19 protein-coding genes and 1 tRNA gene are annotated in these 25,017 nt (G+C 48.1%); 3 read left to right on the top strand and 17 right to left on the bottom strand.

What is annotated here, in order from left to right:
- Positions 1 to 133: 133 nt before the first annotated feature.
- The gene (locus tag Q4526_RS12905) at positions 134 to 970 is read left to right on the top strand and encodes an SDR family oxidoreductase (protein WP_215977493.1); all 837 of its coding nucleotides are present in this window, start codon (positions 134 to 136) and stop codon (positions 968 to 970) included.
- A 29-nt stretch (positions 971 to 999) separates the two neighbouring features.
- On the top strand, positions 1,000 to 1,458 hold the full coding sequence (locus tag Q4526_RS12910) for a methylglyoxal synthase (RefSeq protein ID WP_215977494.1): 459 nt from the start codon (positions 1,000 to 1,002) through the stop codon (positions 1,456 to 1,458).
- Between the two features lie 651 nt (positions 1,459 to 2,109).
- On the opposite strand, the gene htpG is transcribed toward Q4526_RS12910, so the two are convergent.
- From htpG to Q4526_RS12965, 11 genes are all read right to left on the bottom strand, one after another.
- Positions 2,110 to 4,017, bottom strand: a complete 1,908-nt coding sequence (gene htpG / locus Q4526_RS12915; RefSeq protein ID WP_215977495.1) for a molecular chaperone HtpG — start codon at positions 4,015 to 4,017, stop codon at positions 2,110 to 2,112.
- 407 nt (positions 4,018 to 4,424) lie between these two features.
- Positions 4,425 to 7,529, bottom strand: coding sequence for an efflux RND transporter permease subunit (locus Q4526_RS12920; RefSeq protein WP_215977496.1), 3,105 nt, complete (start codon positions 7,527 to 7,529; stop codon positions 4,425 to 4,427).
- On the bottom strand, positions 7,526 to 8,803 hold the full coding sequence (locus Q4526_RS12925) for an efflux RND transporter periplasmic adaptor subunit (RefSeq protein ID WP_215977497.1): 1,278 nt from the start codon (positions 8,801 to 8,803) through the stop codon (positions 7,526 to 7,528). Before Q4526_RS12925 ends, Q4526_RS12920 begins: the two co-directional genes overlap by 4 nt.
- A gap of 228 nt (positions 8,804 to 9,031) precedes the next feature.
- Positions 9,032 to 9,229 (bottom strand): hypothetical protein, encoded by a 198-nt coding sequence (locus Q4526_RS12930; RefSeq protein WP_215977498.1) that lies wholly within the window; start codon positions 9,227 to 9,229, stop codon positions 9,032 to 9,034.
- A 132-nt stretch (positions 9,230 to 9,361) separates the two neighbouring features.
- Positions 9,362 to 10,285: a DUF4231 domain-containing protein gene (locus Q4526_RS12935; RefSeq protein WP_303609655.1), complete on the bottom strand. Its 924-nt coding sequence runs from the start codon at positions 10,283 to 10,285 to the stop codon at positions 9,362 to 9,364.
- On the bottom strand, positions 10,246 to 10,638 hold the full coding sequence (locus Q4526_RS12940) for a TIR domain-containing protein (RefSeq protein ID WP_215977500.1): 393 nt from the start codon (positions 10,636 to 10,638) through the stop codon (positions 10,246 to 10,248). The genes Q4526_RS12935 and Q4526_RS12940 overlap by 40 nt, the downstream gene beginning before the upstream one ends.
- Before the next feature lie 121 nt (positions 10,639 to 10,759).
- Entirely contained in the window at positions 10,760 to 10,897 is a 138-nt protein-coding gene (locus tag Q4526_RS12945; protein ID WP_215977501.1) for a hypothetical protein, read from the bottom strand.
- Complete coding sequence (locus Q4526_RS12950; protein ID WP_215977502.1) at positions 10,890 to 11,549, bottom strand: hypothetical protein; 660 nt, start codon at positions 11,547 to 11,549, stop codon at positions 10,890 to 10,892. Before Q4526_RS12950 ends, Q4526_RS12945 begins: the two co-directional genes overlap by 8 nt.
- 189 nt (positions 11,550 to 11,738) lie before the next feature.
- A complete protein-coding gene (locus Q4526_RS12955; RefSeq protein ID WP_215977503.1) occupies positions 11,739 to 11,969 on the bottom strand; it encodes a hypothetical protein in 231 nt (76 codons plus the stop codon).
- A 1,207-nt stretch (positions 11,970 to 13,176) separates the two neighbouring features.
- Positions 13,177 to 15,981 carry a bifunctional aconitate hydratase 2/2-methylisocitrate dehydratase gene (locus tag Q4526_RS12960; RefSeq protein WP_215977504.1) on the bottom strand — a complete coding sequence of 935 codons (2,805 nt, stop codon included), beginning with the start codon at positions 15,979 to 15,981 and terminating at the stop codon, positions 13,177 to 13,179.
- Positions 15,982 to 16,812: 831 nt separating this feature from the next.
- Positions 16,813 to 16,889 (bottom strand) — tRNA-Val (locus Q4526_RS12965).
- 231 nt (positions 16,890 to 17,120) lie between these two features.
- On the opposite strand from Q4526_RS12965, the gene Q4526_RS12970 reads away from it, so the two are divergent.
- Positions 17,121 to 19,040, top strand: coding sequence for a nucleoside-diphosphate sugar epimerase/dehydratase (locus Q4526_RS12970; protein ID WP_215977505.1), 1,920 nt, complete (start codon positions 17,121 to 17,123; stop codon positions 19,038 to 19,040).
- 48 nt (positions 19,041 to 19,088) lie between these two features.
- Here the strand turns inward: Q4526_RS12970 and Q4526_RS12975 are convergent, their stop codons facing one another.
- From Q4526_RS12975 to ihfB, 6 genes are all read right to left on the bottom strand, one after another.
- On the bottom strand, positions 19,089 to 20,087 hold the full coding sequence (locus Q4526_RS12975) for a glycosyltransferase family 4 protein (RefSeq protein ID WP_215977506.1): 999 nt from the start codon (positions 20,085 to 20,087) through the stop codon (positions 19,089 to 19,091).
- A complete protein-coding gene (locus tag Q4526_RS12980) occupies positions 20,087 to 21,034 on the bottom strand; it encodes an NAD-dependent epimerase/dehydratase family protein (RefSeq protein WP_303609656.1) in 948 nt (315 codons plus the stop codon). The genes Q4526_RS12975 and Q4526_RS12980 overlap by 1 nt, the downstream gene beginning before the upstream one ends.
- Before the next feature lie 8 nt (positions 21,035 to 21,042).
- A complete protein-coding gene (locus tag Q4526_RS12985; RefSeq protein WP_215977508.1) occupies positions 21,043 to 22,455 on the bottom strand; it encodes a mannose-1-phosphate guanylyltransferase/mannose-6-phosphate isomerase in 1,413 nt (470 codons plus the stop codon).
- A gap of 531 nt (positions 22,456 to 22,986) precedes the next feature.
- Positions 22,987 to 24,177 (bottom strand): lipopolysaccharide assembly protein LapB, encoded by a 1,191-nt coding sequence (gene lapB, locus Q4526_RS12990; protein WP_215977509.1) that lies wholly within the window; start codon positions 24,175 to 24,177, stop codon positions 22,987 to 22,989.
- Between the two features lies 1 nt (position 24,178).
- On the bottom strand, positions 24,179 to 24,478 hold the full coding sequence (locus tag Q4526_RS12995) for a LapA family protein (protein WP_215977510.1): 300 nt from the start codon (positions 24,476 to 24,478) through the stop codon (positions 24,179 to 24,181).
- Positions 24,479 to 24,522: 44 nt separating this feature from the next.
- Positions 24,523 to 24,813, bottom strand: coding sequence for an integration host factor subunit beta (gene ihfB / locus Q4526_RS13000; protein ID WP_215977511.1), 291 nt, complete (start codon positions 24,811 to 24,813; stop codon positions 24,523 to 24,525).
- Positions 24,814 to 25,017: the final 204 nt, after the last annotated feature.

Below are 25,017 nucleotides of genomic sequence, written 5' to 3' on the forward strand. Positions count from 1 at the left end.
AACTCCATTCACTTGAAAGTCAGCCTGCAATGGCAGGAACTGAGCAAACACTTTACACTCTGCTCTCACTAACACGCTCAGCAACGGCAGCGAGTATTGCCAGCTGTGGACTATTGATCACCAAGGAGTAAACATGAGCCAGCAACGCAGTATTTTAATCACCGGCTGCTCTACCGGCATCGGTTATTATTGCGCTCACGCTCTCAAACAAGACGGCTGGCAGGTAATTGCCAGTTGCCGGCACTCAGAGGATGTCGACCGGCTAAAGTCCGAAGGGTTGCAAGCCATTCAGCTGGATGTGGCCGACTCTGACAGTATTTTTCAGGGGTTGGAGCAAGCCTTAGCGTTAACCGACGGCAAACTCGATGCCCTGTTTAACAACGGCGCCTATGGTCAGCCCGGCGCGGCTGAAGATCTAACCCGCGCAACCCTGCGCAAACAATTTGAAACCAATTTTTTTGGCTGGTGTGAATTAACCAATGCCGTTATCAAGGTAATGCTTAACAACAATGGCGGGCGTATTATTCATAACAGCTCGGTACTGGGCTTTGCCGCCATGCCGTTTCGCGGTGCTTACAACGCCAGTAAGTTTGCCCTGGAAGGCATGGCCGACACCATGCGCTTAGAGTTGGCCGACACCGACATTCAACTGTCTTTGATTGAACCCGGACCTATTACTAGCGACTTTCGCAAAAATGCATTGCGAGCTTTAGAGAGTAATATTGATTTTAATGAAAGCCGGCACGGCTTTAAATACGCCGCCGCTGTACACCGGTTGGCCAAAGAAGGCCCTGCCTCAAAATTCACTTTGGGCCCAGAGGCGGTCTATAAAAGACTGACCCACGCCTTAAACGCGAAACGAGCCAAGCCCCGCTACTACGTCACCTTCCCAACTTATTTAATGGGGACATTAAAGCGGTTTTTATCCACCAGAATGATGGATAAAATATTGGGGCGTATTTCCAGTTAAATCTTACTGCCAGAATTATAGGTAACATCATGGATTATAAAGAAATCACCTTGCCGGCCAATAAATCCATAGCCTTGGTCGCACACGACAATAAAAAACCCGATATTGTTAAATGGTGCCGGGAGCACAAAGCGGTTTTAGCCAGCCACACCCTGTATGCCACCGGCACAACCGGATCGGTTATCAGTGAAGCAACAGGCCTAACCATTGAGCGTTTAATCAGCGGGCCTTTAGGTGGCGACCAGCAAGTGGGCTCATTGATAACCGAAGGTAAAGTGGATTTTCTTATTTTCTTTTGGGACCCGTTTGAGCCTATGCCCCACGACCCAGATGTAAAAGCACTGCTGCGCATCGCCGCGGTTTGGAATATTCCGGTCGCCTGTAACATTATCAGTGCTGACTTTATGGTCAGCTCACCGCTGTTTTCAACTGAGTTTAATCGCAGCGTGCCCGATTATGAGAGTTATATCAAAAATCGCACCCAATAAAAAAGAGCTTTTGTAGATCTGTGTGGAGCCATGTTTATTATCTACATGTCGAAATAAGGGGCCGCACGATTTAAGCGAAAAATTAATTTTACAATGTGACGCTATCAATAAAGGCTGTAGAAGGCTGCCGCATACGCGGATACTTTATAAACTAATGTCGTCGAGCGTGGCGAGTTACTTTTCTTTGCGTGGCCAAATCAAAGTAACCAAAACAAAGGCCAGCCCGACATCTGGCCCTACGGGTTCCCTCTCTCCAGCCTATTGTAGTGGGCCGTATCGACAGGTCATCCATGCCCTGACGATACTTGCGTGAGCGTCCTGCTCACTTACCCTCTAAAATAAGTATCCGTTCGGCTCAGTTGTAGGGGCTTAAAGCGTTAGCTATTGAACCAACTCTCGAAGGTTGTTGCAAAGCTACTTGCATGCTCAGTATGCCCTGAATAGCTAATGGGTATTCAAATGCCGACCAAGCTTATGTGCTCAATCAGTATCCACGGTATTACCGAATAGATCAGTGGATACTAAACAAACTTACGAGGAGCCATAAAAAAGCCCGCTAACGCGGGCTTTTTTATGCAATATGCTCAAACCTTAAAAGCTAACTTTCAAGACCCAAGCGCATGGTACTGGTCTATCTATTGTAGCTACCTACTAATGGCTCAACTCAAGCAGTAGCTTGTTAAGCTTTTTCACATAGGCTGCCGGGTCCGCTAAGTGAGCGCCTTCGGCTAAGCTCGACTGATCGAACAGCACATCAGACAAGTCCGCAAAGCGGTCTTCGTCTTGCTCTTGATCGAGCTTCTTAACCAGCGGGTGCTCGGGGTTTAACTCAAAAATAGGCTTAGAGTCAGGCACTTTTTGACCGGCTTGCTCTAACAGGCGGCGCATTTGCGCACCCATTTCATCTTCCGGCACAACCACGCACGCGGGTGAGTCCGTCAGGCGATGGGTAATGCGTACTTCAGCCACTTTTTCACCCAGTGCTTTTTGCACACGCTCGATTAAGGGCTTCATGTTTTCGGCCACTTCTTCCTGAGTTTTCTTCTCTTCCTCAGAATCCATGCCGCCTAAGTCCAGCTCACCTTTACCTACGTCGGCAAGTGACTTACCGTCAAATTCCATCAGGTGGCTCATCAGCCATTCATCCACACGGTCTGACAGCAATAATACTTCAATGCTTTTTTTACGGAAGACCTCAAGGTGTGGGCTGTTTTTAGCTGTGTTGTGATTATCCGCCGCTATGTAATAGATTTTATCTTGCCCTTCTTTCATGCGGGCAATGTAATCGTCCAGCGACTGATCTTGCGCATCGGTTTCGGTGTGGGTACTGGCAAAACGCAACAGCTTGGCAATTTTTTCGCGGTTGGCAAAATCTTCTGCTGGCCCCTCTTTGATTACTTCGCCAAATTCATTCCAAAAGGTTTGATACTGCTCAGGGTCGTTTTTGGCAAGTTTGGTCAACATATCCAGCACACGCTTCGTTAACGCGGTACGCATGGAGTCGATGTTCGGATCTTTTTGCAAAATCTCCCGCGACACATTGAGTGACAAGTCGTTAGAGTCGACCACCCCTTTAACAAAGCGCAGGTACAACGGTAAAAACTGCTCGGCATCGTCCATAATAAAAGTACGCTGCACGTAGAGTTTTAGGCCACGGGCACCGTCGCGATTATAAAGATCGTATGGCGCTTTGGCAGGAATAAACAGCAAGCTTGTATAATCCAACTTGCCCTCTACCCGATTGTGGCTCCAGGTTAATGGGTCCGCATAGTCGTGACTCACATGCTTATAAAATTCTTTGTACTCTTCATCACTCACCTCAGAGCGTGAACGCGTCCACATGGCGGTAGCGGTGTTGATCACCTCATCTTCCGGCTCAGCGGGGGTTTCTTCGTCCTCGCCCACTGGTTGCTGCTTCTGCATAACCACCGGAATTGCGATATGGTCTGAGTACTTCTTAATGATAGTGCGCAGACGCCAGTCATCGAGAAACTCTTCAGCGTCAGCTTTTACATGCAGCTCAATTGAGGTACCGCGGCCCGCTTTTTCGATATTTTCAATCTCAAACTCGGCGTCGCCATCACACTCCCAGCGCACCCCTTGGTCAGCAGCGCTGCCGGCCTTGCGGGTTGTCACAACTACCTTGTCGGCAACAATAAAAGAGGAGTAAAAGCCCACACCAAACTGACCAATCAGTTGGGCGTCTTTCTTGTCGTCGCCGGTTAGTTGCTCCATAAAGGCCGCAGTGCCAGACTTGGCAATAGTACCCAGGTTCTCAATGACCTCATCGCGGTTCATGCCAATGCCATTATCACTAATGGTAATGGTCTTTGCGTCTTTATCGACGCTGACGCGCACCTGAAGCTCTGAGTCACCCTCGTACAAAGCGTCATCTTTTACGGCCGCAAATCGCAGTTTATCGGCCGCATCAGAGGCGTTAGAGACCAGCTCACGCAGGAAAATTTCGCGGTTGGAATACAGCGAGTGGATCATTAGGTGCAGAAGCTGCTTGGCTTCTGTCTGAAAGCCACGGGTTTCTTTTTGGGCTTCTAGGGTCATCGGGTTCGCTCCTATCTACAAAGAACCTACTATAAAGTACCTAGCCGTTAGGGCTGTTTACGTCTGGTTCAATAATTGGGGGCTAAGCTTAAGTTTTCAAGCCCTACAGCAGTGGAAAAACCTTTCGCGGTAAAAGTCTGAGGAAGGTGATATACAGAAATAACAAACAACATTAAGAACACATGCTATATCATTGATATTTATGATTATTATAAAAGGATAAAGTCACAGGAATCGCCAGATTAGTTGACCTTAGAGCCTTTAGAACCTGCCCGGCCCCCGCTCAGACAGCGCTATAGCGCAATCTACCTATAACCCATTAAGCGTGAATGTCGATTGGGGCGTGCCCCACCCCGTAACCCGCAAGCGTTACGGGGTAATGGCCCATAACGCAGGAGAGCTTAGACTTAGGCCGATGAGCCGGTGCGCAGCTTAGCGAACCACTGGCTCAAATTGTGGAAAATAAGGTAGTTGACCGGCACCATTAACAAGGTGACAAAGGTGGTAAAAATGATGCCAAAACCTAGTGAAATCGCCATAGGAATCAAGAACTGAGCCTGAGTTTCCTTTTCAAATAACAAGGGCATTAAGCCAAAAAAGGTCGTGAGCGATGTGAGCATCACCGGCCTAAAGCGCGCCGCGCCCGCGGTAAGGAGTGCATCCATAACACTGCGCCCCTCGGCGGACTTTTTATTAATGTAATCCACCAGTACCAGTGAGTCGTTGACCAGCACACCCATTAGCGCCAACATGCCGAGCAGGCTCATAATGGTTAATGTCATGCCCATCACCCAGTGCCCCACCATGGCGCCAATAACACCGAAAGGGATTATTAACAGAACAATAAAGGGCTGAACATAGGACTTAAACGGAATTGCCAACAAACAGTAGATTACAAACAAGACCGCGCCCAAGCCGTAATAGAAGTTCAGCATAGACTCGGCCTGCTCTTCTTGCTCACCACTTAATGAATAACTGACGCCCGGGTAACGTGCGATGACGTCGTCCACAAAGAGCGTTAAATCATTCACCAGAGCGCTCATATTAACGCGATTTTTTTCCACATCGGCCACAACATTGACCACCCTAAAACCATCTTCGCGTTTGATTTCCGTCGGGCTGGAGTCTGGGGTCAGCGTCGCTATTTGCGACAGTGGCACCGCGACGCCCTGCCCGTTACTGATTAGCATATTATTTAAATAGGCGGTGGAGTTACGCTCGCTGCGCGGAAAGCGCACCATAACCCGCACATCGTTGCGTCCGCGCTGTATGCGTTCAGCCTCCACCCCAAAAAACGCCTGCCTGACCTGGCCGATAACATCTGAGCGCGTCACGCCCATTAAGTGCGCCTCGGGTTTTAAGTCGATGCGCAGCTCTTCTTTGCCCTGAGACAGGCTATCGCTAATATCAAACACACCATCGTAGGTGGCCAATTTTTCCTGAATTTCAGCCGAAATAGCCTGCAGCGCTTCAAGGTTATCTGAGCGCAAAACAATATCAATCGGGTCACCGGAGCGACCAAACTCCGCCCTAAAGGCGAGATTCTCCGCCCCGGGAATGGGGCCGATTTGCTCGCGCCACTCTTTGGCCAATTCAAGACTCGACACATTAATAGAACGACTCTCGGCCGGTGCCAGCTCAAACCTGGCCCGCCCCAGGTGCGAAACACCACCAAAACCGCCGGTACGCACCAGAATATCGCTAATAATACTTTCGCCGGAGGACTCATCGGTGTATTTGGTTTGCAGGTCTTGCGCGGCCTGCTGCACTCTTTGCATATGAGAGTCGGTCACCTCAAACGGTGTGCCCGTCGGCATGGTGATATCCAAACTGACGGTTTCGCTCGGAATTCGGGGAAAAAAGGTAAATCGAGTGTGGCCGGTATTAATGGCGGCGATAATAATCGCCAGCGCGCCAAAAAAACATAAACTGGTAATGAGTTTGTTGTGTAAACAACGCTCCAGCAGTGACTGATAAAACTTTAAAATGGCACGCTCAAAGCCATTGGCAAAATCGCGCTGCCAGCGCTGTAACTTGCTAGAGTTTTCACCCTTGCCAACCCGAATATGCTTTAAGTGAGCGGGCAGAACTAATTTAGACTCCACCAATGAGAATAAAAGTACCGGCACCACAATCAATGGAATTTGAGCAAAAATATTGCCGCGATTACCCCCTAGAAACATCAGTGGTATAAAAGCCACCACCGTGGTGATAACGCCAAAGGTCACCGGGACTGCGACTTCTTTCGTGCCATTAATAGCCGCCGACAGGCCAGATTCCGATGTCTGTAAATGGGTATAGACGTTCTCGCCGGTGACAATAGCATCGTCAACCACAATACCCAGCACGATAATAAAGGCGAACAAGGTAATCATATTAAACGACACACCCAGTAGGGGCATCATCAACCAAGCACCGCAAAAACTGATGGGAATACCTAAAAACACCCAAATGGCCACAGAAGGTCGTAAAAATAACGACAGCAGTAGTATCACCAAAATACCGCCCTGAATGGCATTTTTGGTTAGGGTATTAATGCGTTTTTTAATTACGGTCGACTTATCGTTCCAGTAGGTAAGCTCGATATTGTCGTTTAGAGTCGCCTGGCGCTTGTGCACATAGTCTTTAACTTCATCGGCCACCTTAATTACACTTTGGTCACCCACGCTATACACATCTAAAATGGCGGCCACGCGGCCATTAAAACGGGTGCGCACGGCCTCTTCTTCAAAGCCATCGGAAACTGTAGCGATGTCGCCCAGTCGCAACAGCGTGCCATCGGGCAGGCCTCGAATCACAATGCGTTCGTACTCGTTTTTGCGGTAGGCCTGGCCCTTGGAACGAATCAGTACATCGCCACCCGAGGCGGCGACATTACCACCGGAAAGATCGAGCGAACTCTGCGCAATAGCCTCGGCCACCTGATCAATGGTCAGGCCAAACTCGCGCAATCGGTCTTGCTCAAGCTCGACAGCAATTTCATAATCTCTGACCCCGACAATCGAGGCTTGTGTCACTGTGGGTAGTTGCAGTACATCCAGCTCAAGCTGCTCGACCAACTCTCGCATTTCAAGCTCGGAAACATCACCGGCAATGGTGAGCGTAATGGCCGCGCGCTGGCGTCGGGACAGTGTTATAACCGGCCGCTCGGCATCTGCCGGAAAAGTATTGATGGCATCCACCCGCCCCTTAACATCATCCAGAAGTTCGCGCGGGTCGTAGCCCTCTTCTACGTTAATGCGAACACTGGTACCGCCCTCGGAGGATTCACTGCTGTAATCTTCAATGCCCGACAGGTCTTTAATCGACTCTTCAATTCGTGTGGCCAAACCGAGCTCAGCATCTTCCGGGGTGGCGCCTCGCAAGGTGACATCAACGGTAATACGCCGACTTTCAAACTCCGGGAAAAATTCCAGGTTAATCACGTTGCTCATTGAGTATAAACCCAGCAACGCAATGGTAATCATCAATAAATTGGCAGCGACATCGTTCTTGGCAAACCAACTGATCATGGTGCCGCTCCGGCAGGCTCGGCTGTAGGAACCCTATCTGAATCACCCGCCTTCGTTTTACTCATACTAAGGTCGGATTCACCACCAAGTGCAGCGGGGCTGTGACCGGATGAAACACTGACCAAAGTGCCGGAAACAACCTGCCCCAGTGGTGAGGTTACAACCTGGTCGCCATCCTCAACGCCCTGAGTAATAATCGCAAAGTCGCCATTTTGCCAACCGATATCAACCGGGGTGCGAAACACCGCTCCGTCACGATACAGATACACATAGGCGCCCTGATAAATAGACTGGTTGGGGATGCTAATGACACCCTCCTGAGTAACGCCTTCAATAATCGCGGTCACATACTGACCAATTTTTAACGGAAACCGCCCCACTGAGCGCTCGCCAAAAGGGTCTTCTATTCGGGCAACCACATAGAGCTGCCGGCTACTACTGTCGATTTTGCCCGCGGTACGAACAATATTGCCCTGCCACACCTCGTTTTGAGCTAACTCAGAGCGTATGCTCACCTTGGGTAATGGTTCGGTAGACTGCGCCTGAGTGCGATAGGCCTCCGGCAGAGACAGCAGCGCAAGATCCTGATTTTTAACCGGCAGGCGAATTTCCACCGCATCCGTCGCGTATATTTCACCCAACTCGGTATTGTTCGCAATGACCTGCCCCACATCCACACTGGTGGAGAGCACGCGGCCATCATAAGGCGCGCGGATTGACGTGCGCTCCAAATTCACCTCTGCCTGCTTTAACAATGCCTGAGAAGATGCCACCCGAGCCTCCGCCGCCCGCATATAGGGCTCGCGCAGCACCAGTGGCCGCGCAGCGACGTTACCACCCAGCTGATCCCAATCCACCCGCGCTTGCTCAGACCGCGCCACCTCTTCGGCTAGCGCCTGCTCAGCCTCCGCCAGCGTTGCCTTGGCGATGGATAATTCGATTTCATAATCGGTAGGCTCAATTTGCAGCAGCAAATCACCCTTCTGGAAGAAACTGCCGTCGGTAAAGGATTCAGAAATGCGCTCAACCCGACCACCGACCTGAGAGACCAAACGCGTTTGAGTGCGCGGCTCAACCAGCCCATAAGAGAGCACCTCCGGGGCAATGTCAGACTTGTGAACTGGCAGCGTCTCCACACTGATTTTAGGGCCATCGCTCTGAGGCCGGGTACCCGGTGTTGGCTTAGAATTAACCAACACCACAATAATGACCGCCACCAAAAGCACAATGGCCACCGGTATTATGATTTTTGTCGGGGTTAGACCGTCTTTCATACTACTTCTCATTAGACTTAATTAGCCCCCAAACCAGTCAGGAGACAAATAAAAACGACAATGCCATAGCCGTGAAACAATGTAAATTAGAGAAGCTGGGCTTTTTATACACGCGGGAGGGCCAAGGACCGGCAACAAAGGATCGACCAATAAGAAAGGTTAACAAGCATCACTGGCCAAATAGGCCCACCAGAGCGAGCCGGCCCCTTCTGCACCCAGGTTGGCCAATCAGCTAAGGACAGGGCGAGCAATAGCGATATGGCGCTCCTGCACCCCAAGCTTTTGTAGAATCGCTCTAACTTGTTCTGCATGAGCTACGCTGTTATCAGCCTGAATAACGAAGCTATAATCCCCACCATCAGCCAATAAGTGTGAGACTTTTTCTGACAATTGAGCAGTGTCTAGCGAAGATTCGTCGGTCGACATGAAAATGTCGCTTTAACAGCGGCTATGAGGAAGTTCTTGACCATCATAAACGCTATGATTCGTAATGGTCAGGAGTGGGCGTATTAAATATTTTTAGCTACGGATTGAACCACAGTCGCTTGTTATACCTATTTAGTGCTCAACCTTTGCTATCCACTGAGTATGCTCCCTTGAAAAGGCATTTTCCGCATCTCTAACGAATTCAGAGAATAATTCGTCCGTATCCGGCTCAGTGATTTTGCTCTCGATTATGCCAATTTCGTGCGCTGTGAGCGCATATGCTGTACCAATTTCTTGAAACCGTTTTAATTGCATCCATGCTGTTACGGAGCCAGCAGCGACCACAAAAACTTCTGTAGGCCATATTTTCCATTCAGGGAATGCAATTCTTGACAGAACTAAGCCAACAGCAATTATCTGAAGCATAACCAGCAATACGAAAAATAAAGTGCTTCTATTTTTATTATATTTTGACTTTTCCGCATACCAGTTTCTTTGTTCTTTAATTCTACTTGCCAGATAAAGTTGCCGTCTTTCTTCAATTGGCTTCGCCCTTGTATCGCGCATAAATTGTGTTATTTGATCCCGCGCGCAGTCATCTCCCCCAAGCAAATCACCAATTTGATTATTTGAAGATAAGATCCCCTCAAGTAAACGCCGAAAAACATTATTTACTTCGCCGACAGATGCTGCATCTAGAAATGGATCTGCTCGCATCATGTATCGCCAAGTTGATGTTTTCACCGACTCAGCTACCGCTCGTGCACTGTACCATGATTTTTCGTACCGTTTTGCAGCGATAAGCACTGATATTCCAAGGGCTGCCAGAAATACACCAGCGTTTACTAGCGAGTACAGCGCAGTTGGTACAGGATTTACTGCAAGCGCAGCACCCGTAATGAGGGTTACAATGTGCCACTGGAATGAGCGTAGATAAGCCAACTGTGCTTTAGCTGAGGCTGAATCGGCTGCTCTATATAAACCTGGATAATCCTGATGCTCCAAAAGAAAGCCTCCTACATTGTAGCTAAAGCTTGCAGATTGGCTTCGCTCCATGAGTATACCTTTATGCCATTTTGGGATAAGCAGCTAGGTATTTTCCCTTGGACACCGTTAAGTCTGATTGCATAAACAGGCTTACCTCGATCCAATGTCATTTGAACCTCATGTGGCACCCAATAACTTTTCCAAGTATCAGCACCGACAAAAACAATAGTTCTCGATGTGCCAGTTATGTTTTTGGATATAGCTTGCTTAATTACACTCTCATTTTCTGTTTGCCACCTTTTTAATAAATCTTTAACTCGGAAATTGAGAGAGGTATATCGAGGATTTACCGCACGCCCCTTAATTGTAAGAACAACTCCGCGGTCCTCTTCCTTGAAACTAAAAAAAACAACGTTTGGCATCTGTTTTATCTCCTTACTTTGAGAGAGTCACTGGACCCTGTGATTGGTATAACGCCGGCATTTGTGGCTGGTTTGAAGCGCAGCGGAAAACCAGTCCGACAACATGCGCTTGTTATAGCCCTTAATCACTATTATTTGGTTGTGGCTTTGGGGCTGGTGGTGGCTGAGTTGGTTTTACGTTACTAGCTTGTGCAGGCTTGTTAGCACCTTTTTCAATACCGCGTACATGGCCTTCTGTTAATGGCTGTTTTTTACTCACTTGTCTCTCCTAGTCTGTCTGTTGGTATTGCCTCAATCACTAACTGCCCCATTTCTCTTGATATGTATATCGTTGGCACGCTATACAAAAACACAGAGTCTTCATACCGATATACACTAACTTCCGAAAGAACAATCTCCTGAACTTTATCATTTTCAGAATGTGAAACAACACGGCCTTGGTATGTGAAATTATTTTTAGGATCTCTCACATATATCCAATCTATTTCTTCGGCATTCAGATAATACGAGTATAAATTTTCATCCCCATATTTGGTAGATACGTTAATTTTCTGAGCAAATTTATTAAATAATTTGAAATTAATAGTCCATGAAGCGAAGAACGCAACAGGCACAGAAAGAAAAACAGCGACACAAATTTCCCATGCTTTTATCCCAGCACCTCCATTTAGCGCACTATTCCAAATTGCGAGATTAGTCCAGCTGAATGGAATCAATGAAATGGCTTTGCACATATCCACTAGATATACAATAAGCTGTAAAGTAGCGTAAGTAAGAACACCTAAAGTAAACGCATACAGGCCAAACTTAAATGAATCCCATTTCGAATGAGTTGTAAGCTTGTCACTGATAATCGTCGCAATGATTCCTGGCAACAAAATCATGACCAAAACTACAACCAGTTGATTCATATTCATTCTCTCTAAATTGGGTTGCTATAACAGCTCATTAATGTGCGAGTTGAAAAATGCGCCTGGCAATGTATCACTCCTAGATTGATTTTAGTAGAAACACCGGGGTCAGACCTTACATTTTACATTTTGATGTGGAATGTAAGGTCTGACCCTCATCTATTTTTTTCTCAACCTTGTTAAATGCATTTAGTGGCATTGATGCACCTCTTTTGATGGATGATTATTTTCATAGTCACACGTACACAATTCATAATCATAGCTTCCACCATAACCTAAACATGAATCTATGTCGCTCCATGACATAAATTGAGGAGCAACCATCGCCACTAAAAAAGCAATAATAATTGGAGCAATGAAAACCCAAATCATTATCTTCGTTTCACGCTTAAAGTGTTTATTAATACTACCGTTATCCATGCTTGGCCATTTAACAGCTTATTATTGTGCGAGTTGAAAAGTGCGCCAGGCAGCCTATCTTTTCTAGAATAGCTTTAGAAATCATTACAACTCTCTATTAAGGCTATAATTTTTATTAAGTTAGCGCATTGTTTCGAGTTTAAAAGTAAGCCGCCTCATTTTACACTTGGCAACCTATTACTCTTAAAGTTATATATAAATACAACGCGTCAAACCGTTGAGTTTCAGTTGTTTTATGCCAAATATTCTGTCTCAACAATAAAAACAAAGCGAGCCAACTTTCTTTACAGTTCTCACCGTCAATTTAAAATCGTCTATAACTGAATTGAGATACAGGCTTGTCGGTTATTTATAGTTGCCACATAAACGCAGAAAAACAGAAGGGATAAGTGCCCGCACACCACTCCCGATGTACTTATTTACTTCACCTTCCAACTGGCCAGCCTACTGATTTGTGGAAATCAGATATAACCCCACAAAACCATTAAAACACTTGAGGAAAATAGTGCCATGGAATGGCCAGTTTGGCAACAGGCAAGCCTGAAGTAAAAAGGCACGCTACGAAGCTCCCCTCCAGTATCGTATCCAGCCGAATTCGATCTAATTTTGTGGGTTAATTGCACATGGATAATGTGAATGTCTGAGGTCGGACGTCTGATGTCTGACGCAAAAACAAAACCCGCTACAAAGCTCCCCTCCACCATCGCATCCAGCCTCATTTCGCGCTATTTCTGTGGGTAAGCACGCATGGATAATGTGAGTGTCTGAGGTCTGATGTCAGATCCAAAAACAAAATCTGCTACGAAGTCCCCTCCCCCATGCCACTGAGCCGAGTGGAGGTTGATTTTAGTGGGTAAGCAAACAGGACGTTTGTGCAAGCATCTTCTCGCCAAGGATGGCGAGTAGATGCGGCCCGCTAAAATCTACCGGAGCGAGGGAACCCGAAGGGCCAGTGGCCGGGGTGAGTTTCTTGGCTACTTCTTTGCTCACCAAAGAAGTAGCTCGCCCGCCCGGCGACAGAGGGCGATATACACGTCGGAGGTCTGATGACGGAGGCCTGATGTCTGGGAAATGAAAGCCTGATGAGAAATGAAAGTCCAACGTCTGAAGACCGACGCAATACCCACCCCAAAACCCCACCCAACAAACAAAAAAAATGCGCACCTTAAAAGGTGCGCATTCCACAAAACCATACTACGGTTAAAGCTTAAACCATCTTAACCGGCTCAGCTTTCGCATCCGTTGTCATGGCTTCAACCGGCGGACGGAAGTCCGTCAGTTTGATACCGCGAACCGCTGCCACATACTCATCGGACGTTGGCATACGACCCAGCACGGCGGACAGTACCACAAGCGGTGTTGAGCCAAGCAGTGACTCGCCTTTCTTGTCGTTGCTGTCAGCCACTACACGGCCCTGGAACAGACGGGTAGAGGTTGCCAGTACAGTGTCGCCCGGCTCGGCTTTTTCTTGGTTGCCCATACACAGGTTACAACCAGGGCGCTCCAGGTACATAATGTTTTCGTACTTGGTACGCGCTTCGCCTTTAGGGTGACTGTCGTCGAACTCAAAACCGGAGTATTTCTGCAATATCGCCCAGTCGCCCTCGGCTTTTAGCTCGTCCACAATGTTGTAGGTCGGCGGTGCCACGACTAATGGTGCTTTAAACTCAACGGCGCCTTTATCGGCTTCGATATTGCGCAGCATCTGGGCGATGATTTGCATATCGCCTTTGTGCACCATGCACGACCCCACGAAGGCCAGATCAACGGTTTTATCACCGCCGTAGTATGAAACGGGGCGAATGGTGTCGTGGGTATAGCGCTTCGACGGGTCGTCGTTGTTTACGTCTGGGTCGGCAATCATTGGCTCGTTGATCTGATCCAAATCAACCACAACTTCCGCAAAGTATTTTGCAGTGTTATCAGGCTTAAGCGCCGGGTTGGTACCCGACTTGATTTCTTCAATACGCTTGTCAGCCAGTGCGATCAAACCGGCAAGGGTTTTCGCTTCGTTGTCCATACCCTTATCAATCATGATTTGGATACGGCTCTTAGCCAATTCGAGAGAGCCAATCAGTGTTTCGTCATTAGAAATACAGATAGAGGCTTTCGCCTTCATCTCGGCGGTCCAATCGGTGAAGGTAAACGCTTGGTCTGCCAGCAAGGTGCCGATATGCACTTCGATAACACGCCCCTGGAAGACGTTTTCGCCACCAAACTGCTTCAGCATTTGCGCTTGAGTTGCGTGTACCACATCGCGGAAATCCATGTGGTCAGCCATTTCACCTTTAAAGGTTACTTTAACGGACTCAGGAATAGGCATGGCCGACTCACCCGTTGCCAAAGCAATGGCCACGGTACCCGAGTCGGCACCGAAGGCAACACCCTTGGACATACGCGTGTGGGAGTCACCGCCAATAATAATGGCTTGGTCATCGACGGTAATGTCATTCAGCACCTTGTGAATCACGTCGGTCATAGCCGGGTATTCACCCTTAGGGTCACGCGCGGTAATCAGGCCAAAGTTATTCATAAATGACATCAGACGCGGGATATTGGCTTGTGCTTTTTTATCCCACACAGACGCTGTGTGACAACCTGACTGATAGGCTCCGTCGAGCGCAGGTGAAATCACGGTTGCGGCCATGGATTCCAACTCTTGCGAGGTCATCAAGCCGGTGGTGTCTTGCGAGCCGACAATGTTTACCTTAACTCGAACATCGGAACCGGCGTGCAGCGGCGCATCAGAGGCAACGCCCACGGCGTTTCTGTTGAAGATTTTTTCTACCGCGGTCAAGCCCTGGCCGGCGTGAGATATTTCACTAGAGGGAGCATAGACGTCAGCGGGCTCAACTCCGAGCACTTCGGCGGCAAAGGTTTGCAGCTTCTTGCCGAATACCACAGCGTAAGAGCCGCCAGCGCGCATAAATTCCACTTTTTGTGGGGTGAATGCGTCCGCAACATCCGCGACAACGGCGCCGTCTTTATACAGCTTTTTCTCTTTAGAGTTGATGGTCAGTACGGTGCCAGTGTCTACCGAGTAGACTTGCTCCAGCACGGGCTCACCGGCATCGTTTCTGATGACTTTGCCATCGGCATCGGTCTTTTTGACCCAGTTTTTCAAATCAAGGCCAATACCACCGGTAACTCCAACGGTGGTTAAAAAGATGGGGGAAATACCATTGGTACCCGCCACGACAGGCTTCATATTCACAAATGGAATGTATGGGCTAGCAGGCTCGCCGGCCCACAGTGCCACATTGTTAACACCCGACATACGTGATGAACCTACACCCATAGTGCCCTTCTCGGCCACCAACATCACTTTTTTACCTGGGTTGTCGGCTTGTAGCGCTTGAATTTTTTGCTGCGCTTCGGGGGTGATCATGCACTGGCCGTGCAGTTCACGGTCAGAGCGAGAGTGCGCCTGGTTACCTGGCGATAATAAATCGGTAGAAATATCACCTACCGCAGCCACATAAGTGACAACATCGGTGGTCTCTTCCAATTCGGGAAGCTTGGTGAAAAACTCGGCCTTGGCATAGCTTTCCAGAATCTCTTTGGCAAGTGCGTTGCCTTCTTTATACGCTGCGCTCAAGCGGTCGTAATCAGCTTCGTACAGAAACACCTGGGTCTTTAATACTTCAGCGGCAGATTTGGCGATCGCTTCGTCATTCCCAAGCGCCAAGTCAAGCAGCACTTCGATAGACGGACCACCTTTCATGTGCGAGAGCAACTCAAACGCAAATTCGGGGGTGATTTCGGCAACCGTCTCTTTGCCCAGAATAATATCTTTTAAAAATACCGCTTTAACGCCTGCGGCACTGGTGGTGCCTGGCAAGGTGTTGTAGATGAAGAACTTCAATGAGTCTTCGCGGTGCTCGTGCCCGGTCTCTTTGATTTGCTCGATAATTTCAGACAGCAAATCAGCGCTGTCGATGGGCTTGGGCTGCAACCCTAGCTCCGATTTGCGGGTTTCGATCTCAGCCAAATACTCTGCATATAAACTCATAATACTTCTCCTGACTCAACTCTTTATACAAGCGCTGTATTTGTGTCGCCATTGCGCAGGCGCACACGCTTCTAAGAAAAACTGGACACATTTAAGCACCGCCAGCCCATCAATTTAGGCAAACAACACCACCGCAGGCTATCACTCGTTACTTTTTAGTTTTTTTATTACCGCAATCTATGCTCGCCATACACCCCACTTACAAGGTTGATTACTTATGTAGCCAATGGTTTGTTGCGCAGACCCGGGCCGATTGAGCACAGACCAATACAGCTGGACCGCTATTGGGCGGCCCACTCGTATTATCCAATTCGCAACACGTCGGCCCGGCCGGCAATCCTTATGGGCGACACATAGGTAGGTAAGCCAACACGGTTAGCCAATACTTTCCTGCTGCGGACTGAACCAACAAACAAACTAAGTGGGTGTGTATCGCACAACTGCCGATCGTGGAAGGTGAGATACCGGGCTCGCATCATACAGACTGCCGCCAAAAATGACTATATCTAGGGTGATATCTGTTGATGCAATTACCCCCACCGATGGCGTTAAATCGCCACTTTTAGGCCTAATAGTGCCATTGACAAGAGTTTTTCCAGCGCGGGGGCAACTGGCAACCCACTCCAATATCAAGCCTCGATAAAAGCGCAAACACAAGGGTCAAACAATTGGGAGCCAGAGGCGAAAATAACACAACAGAAATAACTGCCTATTATTAATCCCCTGTTCAGCTTTCCAGTCGCATACTCACCATCAATCAATAAGCGCAGAACATAGAACTGGCGCCGCCCTAGGCGACATAAACGATAGGTCAAGAAAATAGAGGGAAATTGGTACGACCGAGTGGACTCGAACCACCGACCCCCACCATGTCAAGGTGGTGCTCTAACCAGCTGAGCTACGGTCGTACTAAGGCGCTGCGAGCATTGCGCTCAACAGGGCGCGAACTTTATCAAGGGTTGGCAACACTGGCAAGTGTTTTTCAGCCCCCTAGTTAACAAATTAAAACAGATATTAGCCAACGAGTGCCCAATAATAGGCGAATTACGTGTTGAGACTCACTCTTTCTCGACAAATACCGTATAATAGCCCCGCTTAAGGATGTAGATCGCGTGTTTTTGACCACTAGGCCCTTTTTAATGCTAAAAGCGTTATTTGATTCATCAAGAACGACCAAACGGTTAGTTTCTCTTGCCTACGACACCTTTGCGATTGCAATCGCCCTTTACGCCTCTGTCTGCCTACGTCTGGGCAAATTCGACATCCCCATTACCGAAAGAGAGCTTGGCACCCTAGGCATTACCATCGTATTTACCCTGATCGCCTTTATCAAAATGGGCATGTACCGCGCTATTTTACGCTACATGACGCCACAGGCGCTCAATACTGTATTTTTAGGCAGCTGCTTCTCAGCTTTAACTCTAGCCGTGGGCAGTTTTTATACCCATTCATTTATACCTCGTTCCGTCCCCTTTATTTACTTAACCGTCAGCCTAATATTGCTCGGTGGCCCCCGTTTACTGGTGCACCATATCGCCATGGTGCTGGATGGCACCCGAGTCGGCAAACGCGAGCCGGTTATTGTGTACGGCGCCGGTTATACCGGGCACCAGCTGCGACTGGCGCTTAAAGCTACAAACTATAAAGTCGTCGCCTTTATCGATGATGACAGCGCTCGCCAAGGCTCGGTTTTTGCCAACATTAAGGTTCAGAGCCCCGAGCAGCTTCCGGAAATTATCCGTAAATGCAGTGCCACACGAGTATTGCTAGCACTGGGGAACACCCCTCACTCGCGCCGAGCTCAGATTATTAAAAGACTCGAGCCATTAGGCGTTACCGTACAGACTGCTCCGGCCATTCCCGACTTGATCAGTGGCCGGGCCCGAATTGAGCATATACGTGACGTTGATATTGAAGATTTGCTCGGCCGTGACCCGGTTAAAGCCAATACCGAGCTACTAAGTGCCTGTATATCTGGCAAAGTAGTGATGGTCACCGGCGCCGGCGGCTCCATTGGAGGCGAGCTTTGCCGACAAATCATTCAGCGTAAACCGCGCCGAATCGTATTGTTTGAGCTGAATGAATACAGCCTGTACCGTCTGGAGTCTGAGCTTAAGAGCATTGCCAGCGAACATAATCTTAAGCTTGAGATTATCCCCCTACTCGGCTCGGTGCAAAAAGAACACCGTGTAGAAACAGTAATGCGCACCTTTGGTGTACAAACCGTTTACCATGCCGCCGCCTATAAGCATGTACCACTGGTTGAGCACAATATCGTTGAAGGTGTACGCAATAACGTTTATGGCACCTGGTACACCGCTGAGGCAGCTATACGTGCCGGGGTAGAATCTTTTGTACTCATTTCTACCGACAAAGCCGTTCGCCCCACCAATATTATGGGTGCCTCGAAACGTATGGCAGAACTGGTACTGCAAGGCTTGTCACAACGCCAGAACAGTACAAGGTTCAGCATGGTGCGTTTTGGTAATGTATTGGGTTCATCGGGCTCAGTAGTCCCCCTGTTTCGCCAACAGATCAAAGCCGGTGGCCCCGTTACCGTCACCCACCCAGAAATTATTCGTTATTTTATGACTATTCCCGAGGCGGCAGAATTGGTTATTCAAGCCGGCTCCATGGGAACCGGTGGCGATGTACTGGTCTTGGATATGGGTGAGCCGGTTAAAATTGATGACTTAGCCAAACGCATGATTCACCTATCGGGCCTGACGGTTAAATCACAAACCGAGCCCGATGGCGATATCGATGTCACCTACACGGGTTTACGCCCCGGTGAAAAACTCTATGAAGAGCTTTTAATTGGCGATAATGTCAGTGGCACCGATCACGATCGCATTATGCGCGCCGAAGAGTATTGTTTAACCTGGCCCGAAACAAAAGTCATATTGGATGATCTCGATACCGCTTGCCACGATTACAGTTGCGACCGGGTGCGAGAACTGCTGATGACAGCCCCCACCGGTTATACCACCCAAGAAGCACTTGGAGATGCGGTGTGGCTACACAAGTCACACAGCGGCGTTCTACGCGTGGTTAAATAAATAACCCAATAGACTTTTCTAAGTCTCACCCGCCGCTAGTGAAATATTTTAATGCTGGCCTACCGCTTCCTTTTCTGGCTTACCCGCCTTCAACCTTAAAGCGATAGAGACTAACGGGGTATAAGCGACCAACAACCCCACAACACCTGATACCGACCCCACCACCACTGCTACCGCCCATGGCAACAACCAACACACATTTACCACGACAGCCAAAAGCGTTACCTTTGTATGCGATTGTAAAGCCCTTGCACTGTATTGATAGGCGTGGGTTCTGTGAGCGTTAAAAATGGCTTGTCGCAAAATTGCGCGTCTCAGTAAGGTGCAAGTTGAATCCACCACAAAGACACCCATTAAAATTAACAGGGCCCAAAACATCACAGCATTAGTCGCCACAAAATAAACACTCAGCGCCGCAAACAAAGCCCCTAAAAAGGCACTGCCAGAGTCACCCATAAATATTTTTGCATTGGGGAAATTCCAAAGTAAAAAGCCAAATACGGCGCCAGCCAACAGTAAAAAATAATGTGCTAACTCTGTGTACTCAACGCCTAACAAAAAACATAAGGAAAGCAACACACTGATGGCCTCTAGTGCTGCCAAGCCATTAATACCATCCATAAAGTTATATAAGTTGGTACACCAGACAAACCACACCAGCAGTAACAACCATAACCACACACCAGTGAGCAGCCAACCACTCAGTGACAGCGCCTCGGGACGGATGCAAAAGACAGCCACCGCGGCCGACAACAATTGGACGACCAACCGCAATCGACGCGACGCTTGTCGATAATCATCGTACAAACCCACACACCCCACCCACAATGCTGACAACAGTATTGGCCAGACGGTTTGTACGGGCAACAGCAATACACCACCGACTATAGCGATAAGTATAATGCTCACGCCACCGCCACGCGGCGTGGCTACCGTGTGTGAGCTGCGCTCACCGGGAACGTCAAGCATATGCATTTTGCTGACAGCCATACGAATGGCGCCGGTTAAGAGTGCACCTAGCACAAACCCCAAAAAAAGTAGCGCCATTAGTCAGCCCCCTTGGGTGATTGAGCGTGGCGAGCGTAGGCGATCAAGCTTTGCCGGGTGGAGACACTCGCTGCCGAAGAGAAATTTAAAGCAGCGTGCAACTTTGAAGAGTCGACGGTTAAATCAGAGGTGAGTTTTGATAATTTTTTTTGCTGCCCCAAGACAAAAGCAGCCGCTTTTAATAAAGCCGACGGCAAAGTAAAAAGGGTTAACGACACCTTGGAGCCCTCAGCCAAGCTGCGCATAATATCAGGAGTGGATACAGGCTCGGCACTGCCCACTAAATACAATTGATTGTATACCTTAGCATTATTGAGGCAGGCTAAGACAATACTCGCTAAAGTATCGACATCCAGTAAGGTGCGCTTGTTGTGTATGCCTGCCAATGGCAGAGGCAGCCTCGCCTGTGTTAGCTTTAATAAACTGTTCATATTGCCCTTACAGTTGGGCCCGTAAACCAGAGGCAGGCGCAGTATGGTTATATTAAGCTCGGAGTTGCCGGCCACCTGCCATAATTTTTGTTCAGCTAAATATTTTGATTGCGCGTAAGGTGTGCGCGGACTGGGGCTGTCTTTTTCGGTATAGGGCTCACATTTCCCCTCACCATTCACACCAATGGAACTCAGAAAAATAAAATGTGCGACTCCAGCTTTTACACAAGCGAGAGCCAACTTCTCGGTAAACTCAGCATTTACCGAAATAAATGCCTTTTTTTGCGCTGGGCTTGGGCGAGCGATATGGGCCAGGCCCGCGCAATGAACAACGACTTCGACGCCTTTTAACTTTTCACTTAACATCTCAATCGTATCAGTGGCGGCGAGCGTTAGCCCCTGATGCATGGCTAGCGAATGTGAAGCGGGTATTAGGCGATGACCTGAAGATTGAGAAATCAATTGCAGCAATGAGCGTCCAATAAAGCCGCTTGCCCCTGTGACGAGTACGCTCAAGCCAGCCATTACTGATCGATACTTTCTATATAATTATTAGTAAAGCGGACCACATCGTCATCGCCAAAATAATCGCCAGTTTGTACTTCGATTATTTCCAGCATCTCTTCACCCGTATTATGCAAAGCGTGTACATCTCCCGCCTCAATATAGATTGATTCATTCTTAACCAATGATTGAGCTTTGCCACCCACGCTAACATCAGCTTCACCCTGCACCACAACCCAATGTTCCGCACGATGCTTATGCACTTGCAGTGAAATACTGGCCGACGGCTTCACCCTCACATGCTTAACTTGATAGTGCTCACCTAAATTCATTACCTCGACACTGCCCCAAGGCCGATGCAATAAAGAGTGGCGCCGGTGTTCCGAGCGCCCCGACTGTTTAATTTGAGCTACAATTTCTTTAACTCCCTGGCCTTGATTCATATCCATTACAAGCAAAGCGTCTGGAGTATCAACCACCGCCAAGTTATGAATCCCTAGAGTACTCACTAAACGAGAAGTGGAATAAATTAAAGAGTTCTCCGTATTTTTGACGATAACATCGCCAACCACCGCATTACCTGCAGCGTCTTTAGGCATGGCGTCTAACACTGAGTTCCAGCTGCCAATGTCACTCCAGTCGGCACTGAACGGAACAACCACGCCAAGCTTGGTACGCTCCATGATAGCAACATCAATGGATACTGAGGGAGACTCCTTAAAGGATTTTTCTTCGGCTCGAACAAAGTCCAAATCAACGTATTTTTCACTGAGTGACTGAGCAATACACTGATATACCTCAGGCTCATAAATTTCCACCTCAGATAGTAGTGTATTTGCAGCGAATAAAAACATTCCACTGTTCCAGTAATAATTACCTGCCTGCAAATACTCTTCAGCAGTAGCCGCATCGGGTTTTTCATGAAAAGCGGTAATATTACTGGCAACGCCAAACTGTTCAGCTTCAATGTAGCCATAACCCGTTTCTGGATATTGAGGAACAACACCAAAGGTCACAATCTTTCCTTTTTGAGCAAAATTCAAACCCTGCTCAATAGCCTGACTAAAAGCTGTTGCATCATCAATAATATGATCAGCTGGAAGGGCCAGAATAGTAGCGCCAGGGTATTTCTCAGCAACAAACGCCGCCGCCAATGCTATAGCTGGTGCAGTATTTCGTGCCGCCGGCTCCAGCAATATATCGCAACTGCGATTAATATCACTAAGCTGTTGAGCGATAAGAAAGCGGTGGTCGTTATTGCATACAATGACAGGACGGGTATCGATACCGCATGCCTCCACTCGTTTGAGTGTTTTTTGTATCAATGTCTGCTCAACATCTGTCAAATGCAGGCACTGCTTGGGAAACAACTCACGAGACATAGGCCAAAGACGGTTACCAGAGCCGCCAGCCAATAACACAGGAACGATCATAAGTTTCTCTATTTATCAAAATATCAAAAAGCGTAACCCAATGGCTGCGCCCTTAATGTCTGCCGCTATTTTGACATAATGACGACAAATAGAGAATCTACGAGCTAACCATGCCTCTGAAATAAGCAGCTCAGCTAACACTTATTGGCGCATTCGAGCCCGAGCCATCGAGTGTAAATAAGGCCTCGCGCCACAATACGGCGTTCCGTCGGTTAAGCTAACGCCAATTAAGTTGAAATTCGAAGCCCTGAATCTGACAATCATCGGCATTGGGCTTAAGCTATCCCCCAAAGCGCGAAGATTTTCCCTTTTTATTAATGGCCGTAAACATGTTTGATTTTGCTAAGCGGGGTTTGTTTTTACAGGGGGTTCTTGTCCTAACAGCCTGGAGAATTTTAGGGGCGAAGGCTGCCAGTAACAAGCCTACATAACCCCAACCCAATATTGTTACTTTCATAATGATATAACGTCAAACATTGTTTACATGTCAGCCAGTAAACCTATGAACTTTTACATTGTTTTTAGAATTCGTTATTCGCCCGCCACACCGCGAATCGGCTTCACAGTCCCCCAGGCTTTACAGCCTGGGCAAAGCCAGTGCATGGTGTTGCCGGTAAATCCGCATTTATTGCAACAAAAGCTTGGCTTCTCTTCCACGACGCGATCAACCAGTTGTTTTAATAACTGTAGATTTTCGCGAGCCCTCCCCTCTGAATAGGGCAAGTGCAGCTCCACCAGACGATTAAGCGTTCTGATGCTGGGTCGCTCTTTTAAATGAGCTGCAATAAAGTCAGCGGCCGTATAATCATCGTTAGTCCAGCGCAGGCGTTCAGCCACTTTTAGAACCAAGCTATTTCCAGGGTGCTGATTTAACAGTACAAGCAAATATTTATGTAACCCGCGTACATCACCAAGCTTGTCGTAACATTCACAAAGCATATCCAAACCCAGCAATATGTAGTCTGGATCTTGCTGTGGCACCCTATGTAAGTGCGCTTGAGCTTCCCGATAACGGCCCTGCCCTAACTCTAACTGAGCGAACAATAAACTGGCCCGAGCGGACTCTCGGTCAAATTTTAGAGCTTCTTGTAGGTGGCTGCGAGCCTTGCCCCAACTTTTAAGGATTAAATCTTCTTCGGCTTGTTCGCAGGCAAAGTGAGCTTTTAGTTCCGCCAAGGTGGCGGCAGAGCGAGGGCGAAACAGTTTTTCATCCATGGTGCTGGCCGCAGCAATGGCTTTATCCCACTCGTTTTCATCTTGGTATATTTCCACCAAATGGTCGAGCGCTTGCTGCTTATAGCTCGGCGATAATTTCACCAGCTCTAATAATAGTGCCTCAGCCCGATCCAGCAGGCCAGATTTGACATAATCGCGAGCCAGCTCCAGCTGTGACTCGTGCTGTTGGCGTACATTAAGTCCGGGGCGAGCCAATAGGTTCTGGTGGACTTTAATGGCTTTGGTCACCTCGCCCCGCCGGCGCAGCATATTACCGAGCGCCAAATGCGTTTCGAGGGTGTCACTGTTCACCTCCAAAGCGCCGATAAATGCATCGATAGCACCATCAGGCTGCTCATTAAAGAGGTAACTTAACCCTTTATAATAATTAAGCGCGTAATCTTTGGGGTGTGTTTGCTTGCTACTTCGAGTACGAGAGAAACGACCGGCCAGAAAGCCAATCGCAACACCAGCCAGCAATAACAAAAAAATGGCGATATCGCCCATATCAATCCCGCAAGCTCTGACTTCTCAGCAGCTGGACTTCTTGTTCCAATTGTCGATTTTGACGTTTTAAAGCGGCAATCCGTCGCCTGTGATCAAGGGATGGCAGCAGACTGACAAACATACCTATCAGCAGCCCTACTAAGCAAAAAGCGAGTAACCAAACGCCGAGTGAAAGCTCTGGTAACTGATGGCCAAACACCATCACTGAAACCGGTAGATTGTTTTCCAAATTGAAGAGGTAGCCCCCAAATAGAGCCACTAGCAGGATAACTGTGTAAACCCAAAAGCCTATTGTTCTCATAATGCCCTCTTATGAACAAGCGGCGATAAGCTCTAACCTAAGCATCAATCATTAATGCTTTCATTAACTCTGTCGCGCATTTCTTTACCGGGCTTAAAGTGAGGAACATATTTGCCCTCAAGCTCTACGGCCTCACCGGTCTTGGGATTTCTGCCCATTCGCGGTGCCCGATAATGGAGAGAAAAGCTTCCAAAACCACGAATTTCTATGCGATCCCCCTCGGCGAGGCGGTCCGACATATAATCCAATAGCAATTTAACCGCCAGCTCAACATCTCTGACAGGTAAATGGTCCTGCTTTTCCGATATGTAGTCAATCAACTCAGATTTTGTCATGCCTTGATCTCGATTGTCCGTTTTTGTCCAGGCAAAAAAAGCAAACTGGGGATCGAAACTTAGCTTATAACGGACTTAGGTTAGACGCAATACTTAAACCCAACATAATGAAAAGTTTGTAAGTTATTGATCTAGAATAACAATAATCAGCAGTACAAAACTTCAATGACAAATTAAAGACCAAAAAAAAGGCCAGCTTTAAAG

It is taken from the genome of Gilvimarinus sp. 2_MG-2023, from assembly GCF_030547685.1.
GTDB lineage: Bacteria > Pseudomonadota > Gammaproteobacteria > Pseudomonadales > Cellvibrionaceae > Gilvimarinus.

Excerpts from the sequence above, each read along its gene's own strand:
- Q4526_RS12905 (WP_215977493.1), top strand. The coding sequence starts at position 134 with ATGAGCCAGCAACGCAGTATTTTAATCACCGGCTGCTCTACCGGCATC.
- Q4526_RS12910 (WP_215977494.1), top strand. The coding sequence starts at position 1,000 with ATGGATTATAAAGAAATCACCTTGCCGGCCAATAAATCCATAGCCTTG.
- htpG (WP_215977495.1), bottom strand. The coding sequence starts at position 4,017 with ATGACCCTAGAAGCCCAAAAAGAAACCCGTGGCTTTCAGACAGAAGCC.
- Q4526_RS12920 (WP_215977496.1), bottom strand. The coding sequence starts at position 7,529 with ATGATCAGTTGGTTTGCCAAGAACGATGTCGCTGCCAATTTATTGATG.
- Q4526_RS12925 (WP_215977497.1), bottom strand. The coding sequence starts at position 8,803 with ATGAAAGACGGTCTAACCCCGACAAAAATCATAATACCGGTGGCCATT.
- Q4526_RS12930 (WP_215977498.1), bottom strand. The coding sequence starts at position 9,229 with ATGTCGACCGACGAATCTTCGCTAGACACTGCTCAATTGTCAGAAAAA.
- Q4526_RS12935 (WP_303609655.1), bottom strand. The coding sequence starts at position 10,285 with ATGGAGCGAAGCCAATCTGCAAGCTTTAGCTACAATGTAGGAGGCTTT.
- Q4526_RS12940 (WP_215977500.1), bottom strand. The coding sequence starts at position 10,638 with ATGCCAAACGTTGTTTTTTTTAGTTTCAAGGAAGAGGACCGCGGAGTT.
- Q4526_RS12950 (WP_215977502.1), bottom strand. The coding sequence starts at position 11,549 with ATGAATCAACTGGTTGTAGTTTTGGTCATGATTTTGTTGCCAGGAATC.
- Q4526_RS12955 (WP_215977503.1), bottom strand. The coding sequence starts at position 11,969 with ATGGATAACGGTAGTATTAATAAACACTTTAAGCGTGAAACGAAGATA.
- Q4526_RS12960 (WP_215977504.1), bottom strand. The coding sequence starts at position 15,981 with ATGAGTTTATATGCAGAGTATTTGGCTGAGATCGAAACCCGCAAATCG.
- Q4526_RS12970 (WP_215977505.1), top strand. The coding sequence starts at position 17,121 with ATGCTAAAAGCGTTATTTGATTCATCAAGAACGACCAAACGGTTAGTT.
- Q4526_RS12975 (WP_215977506.1), bottom strand. The coding sequence starts at position 20,087 with ATGGCGCTACTTTTTTTGGGGTTTGTGCTAGGTGCACTCTTAACCGGC.
- Q4526_RS12985 (WP_215977508.1), bottom strand. The coding sequence starts at position 22,455 with ATGATCGTTCCTGTGTTATTGGCTGGCGGCTCTGGTAACCGTCTTTGG.
- lapB (WP_215977509.1), bottom strand. The coding sequence starts at position 24,177 with ATGGGCGATATCGCCATTTTTTTGTTATTGCTGGCTGGTGTTGCGATT.
- Q4526_RS12995 (WP_215977510.1), bottom strand. The coding sequence starts at position 24,478 with ATGAGAACAATAGGCTTTTGGGTTTACACAGTTATCCTGCTAGTGGCT.
- ihfB (WP_215977511.1), bottom strand. The coding sequence starts at position 24,813 with ATGACAAAATCTGAGTTGATTGACTACATATCGGAAAAGCAGGACCAT.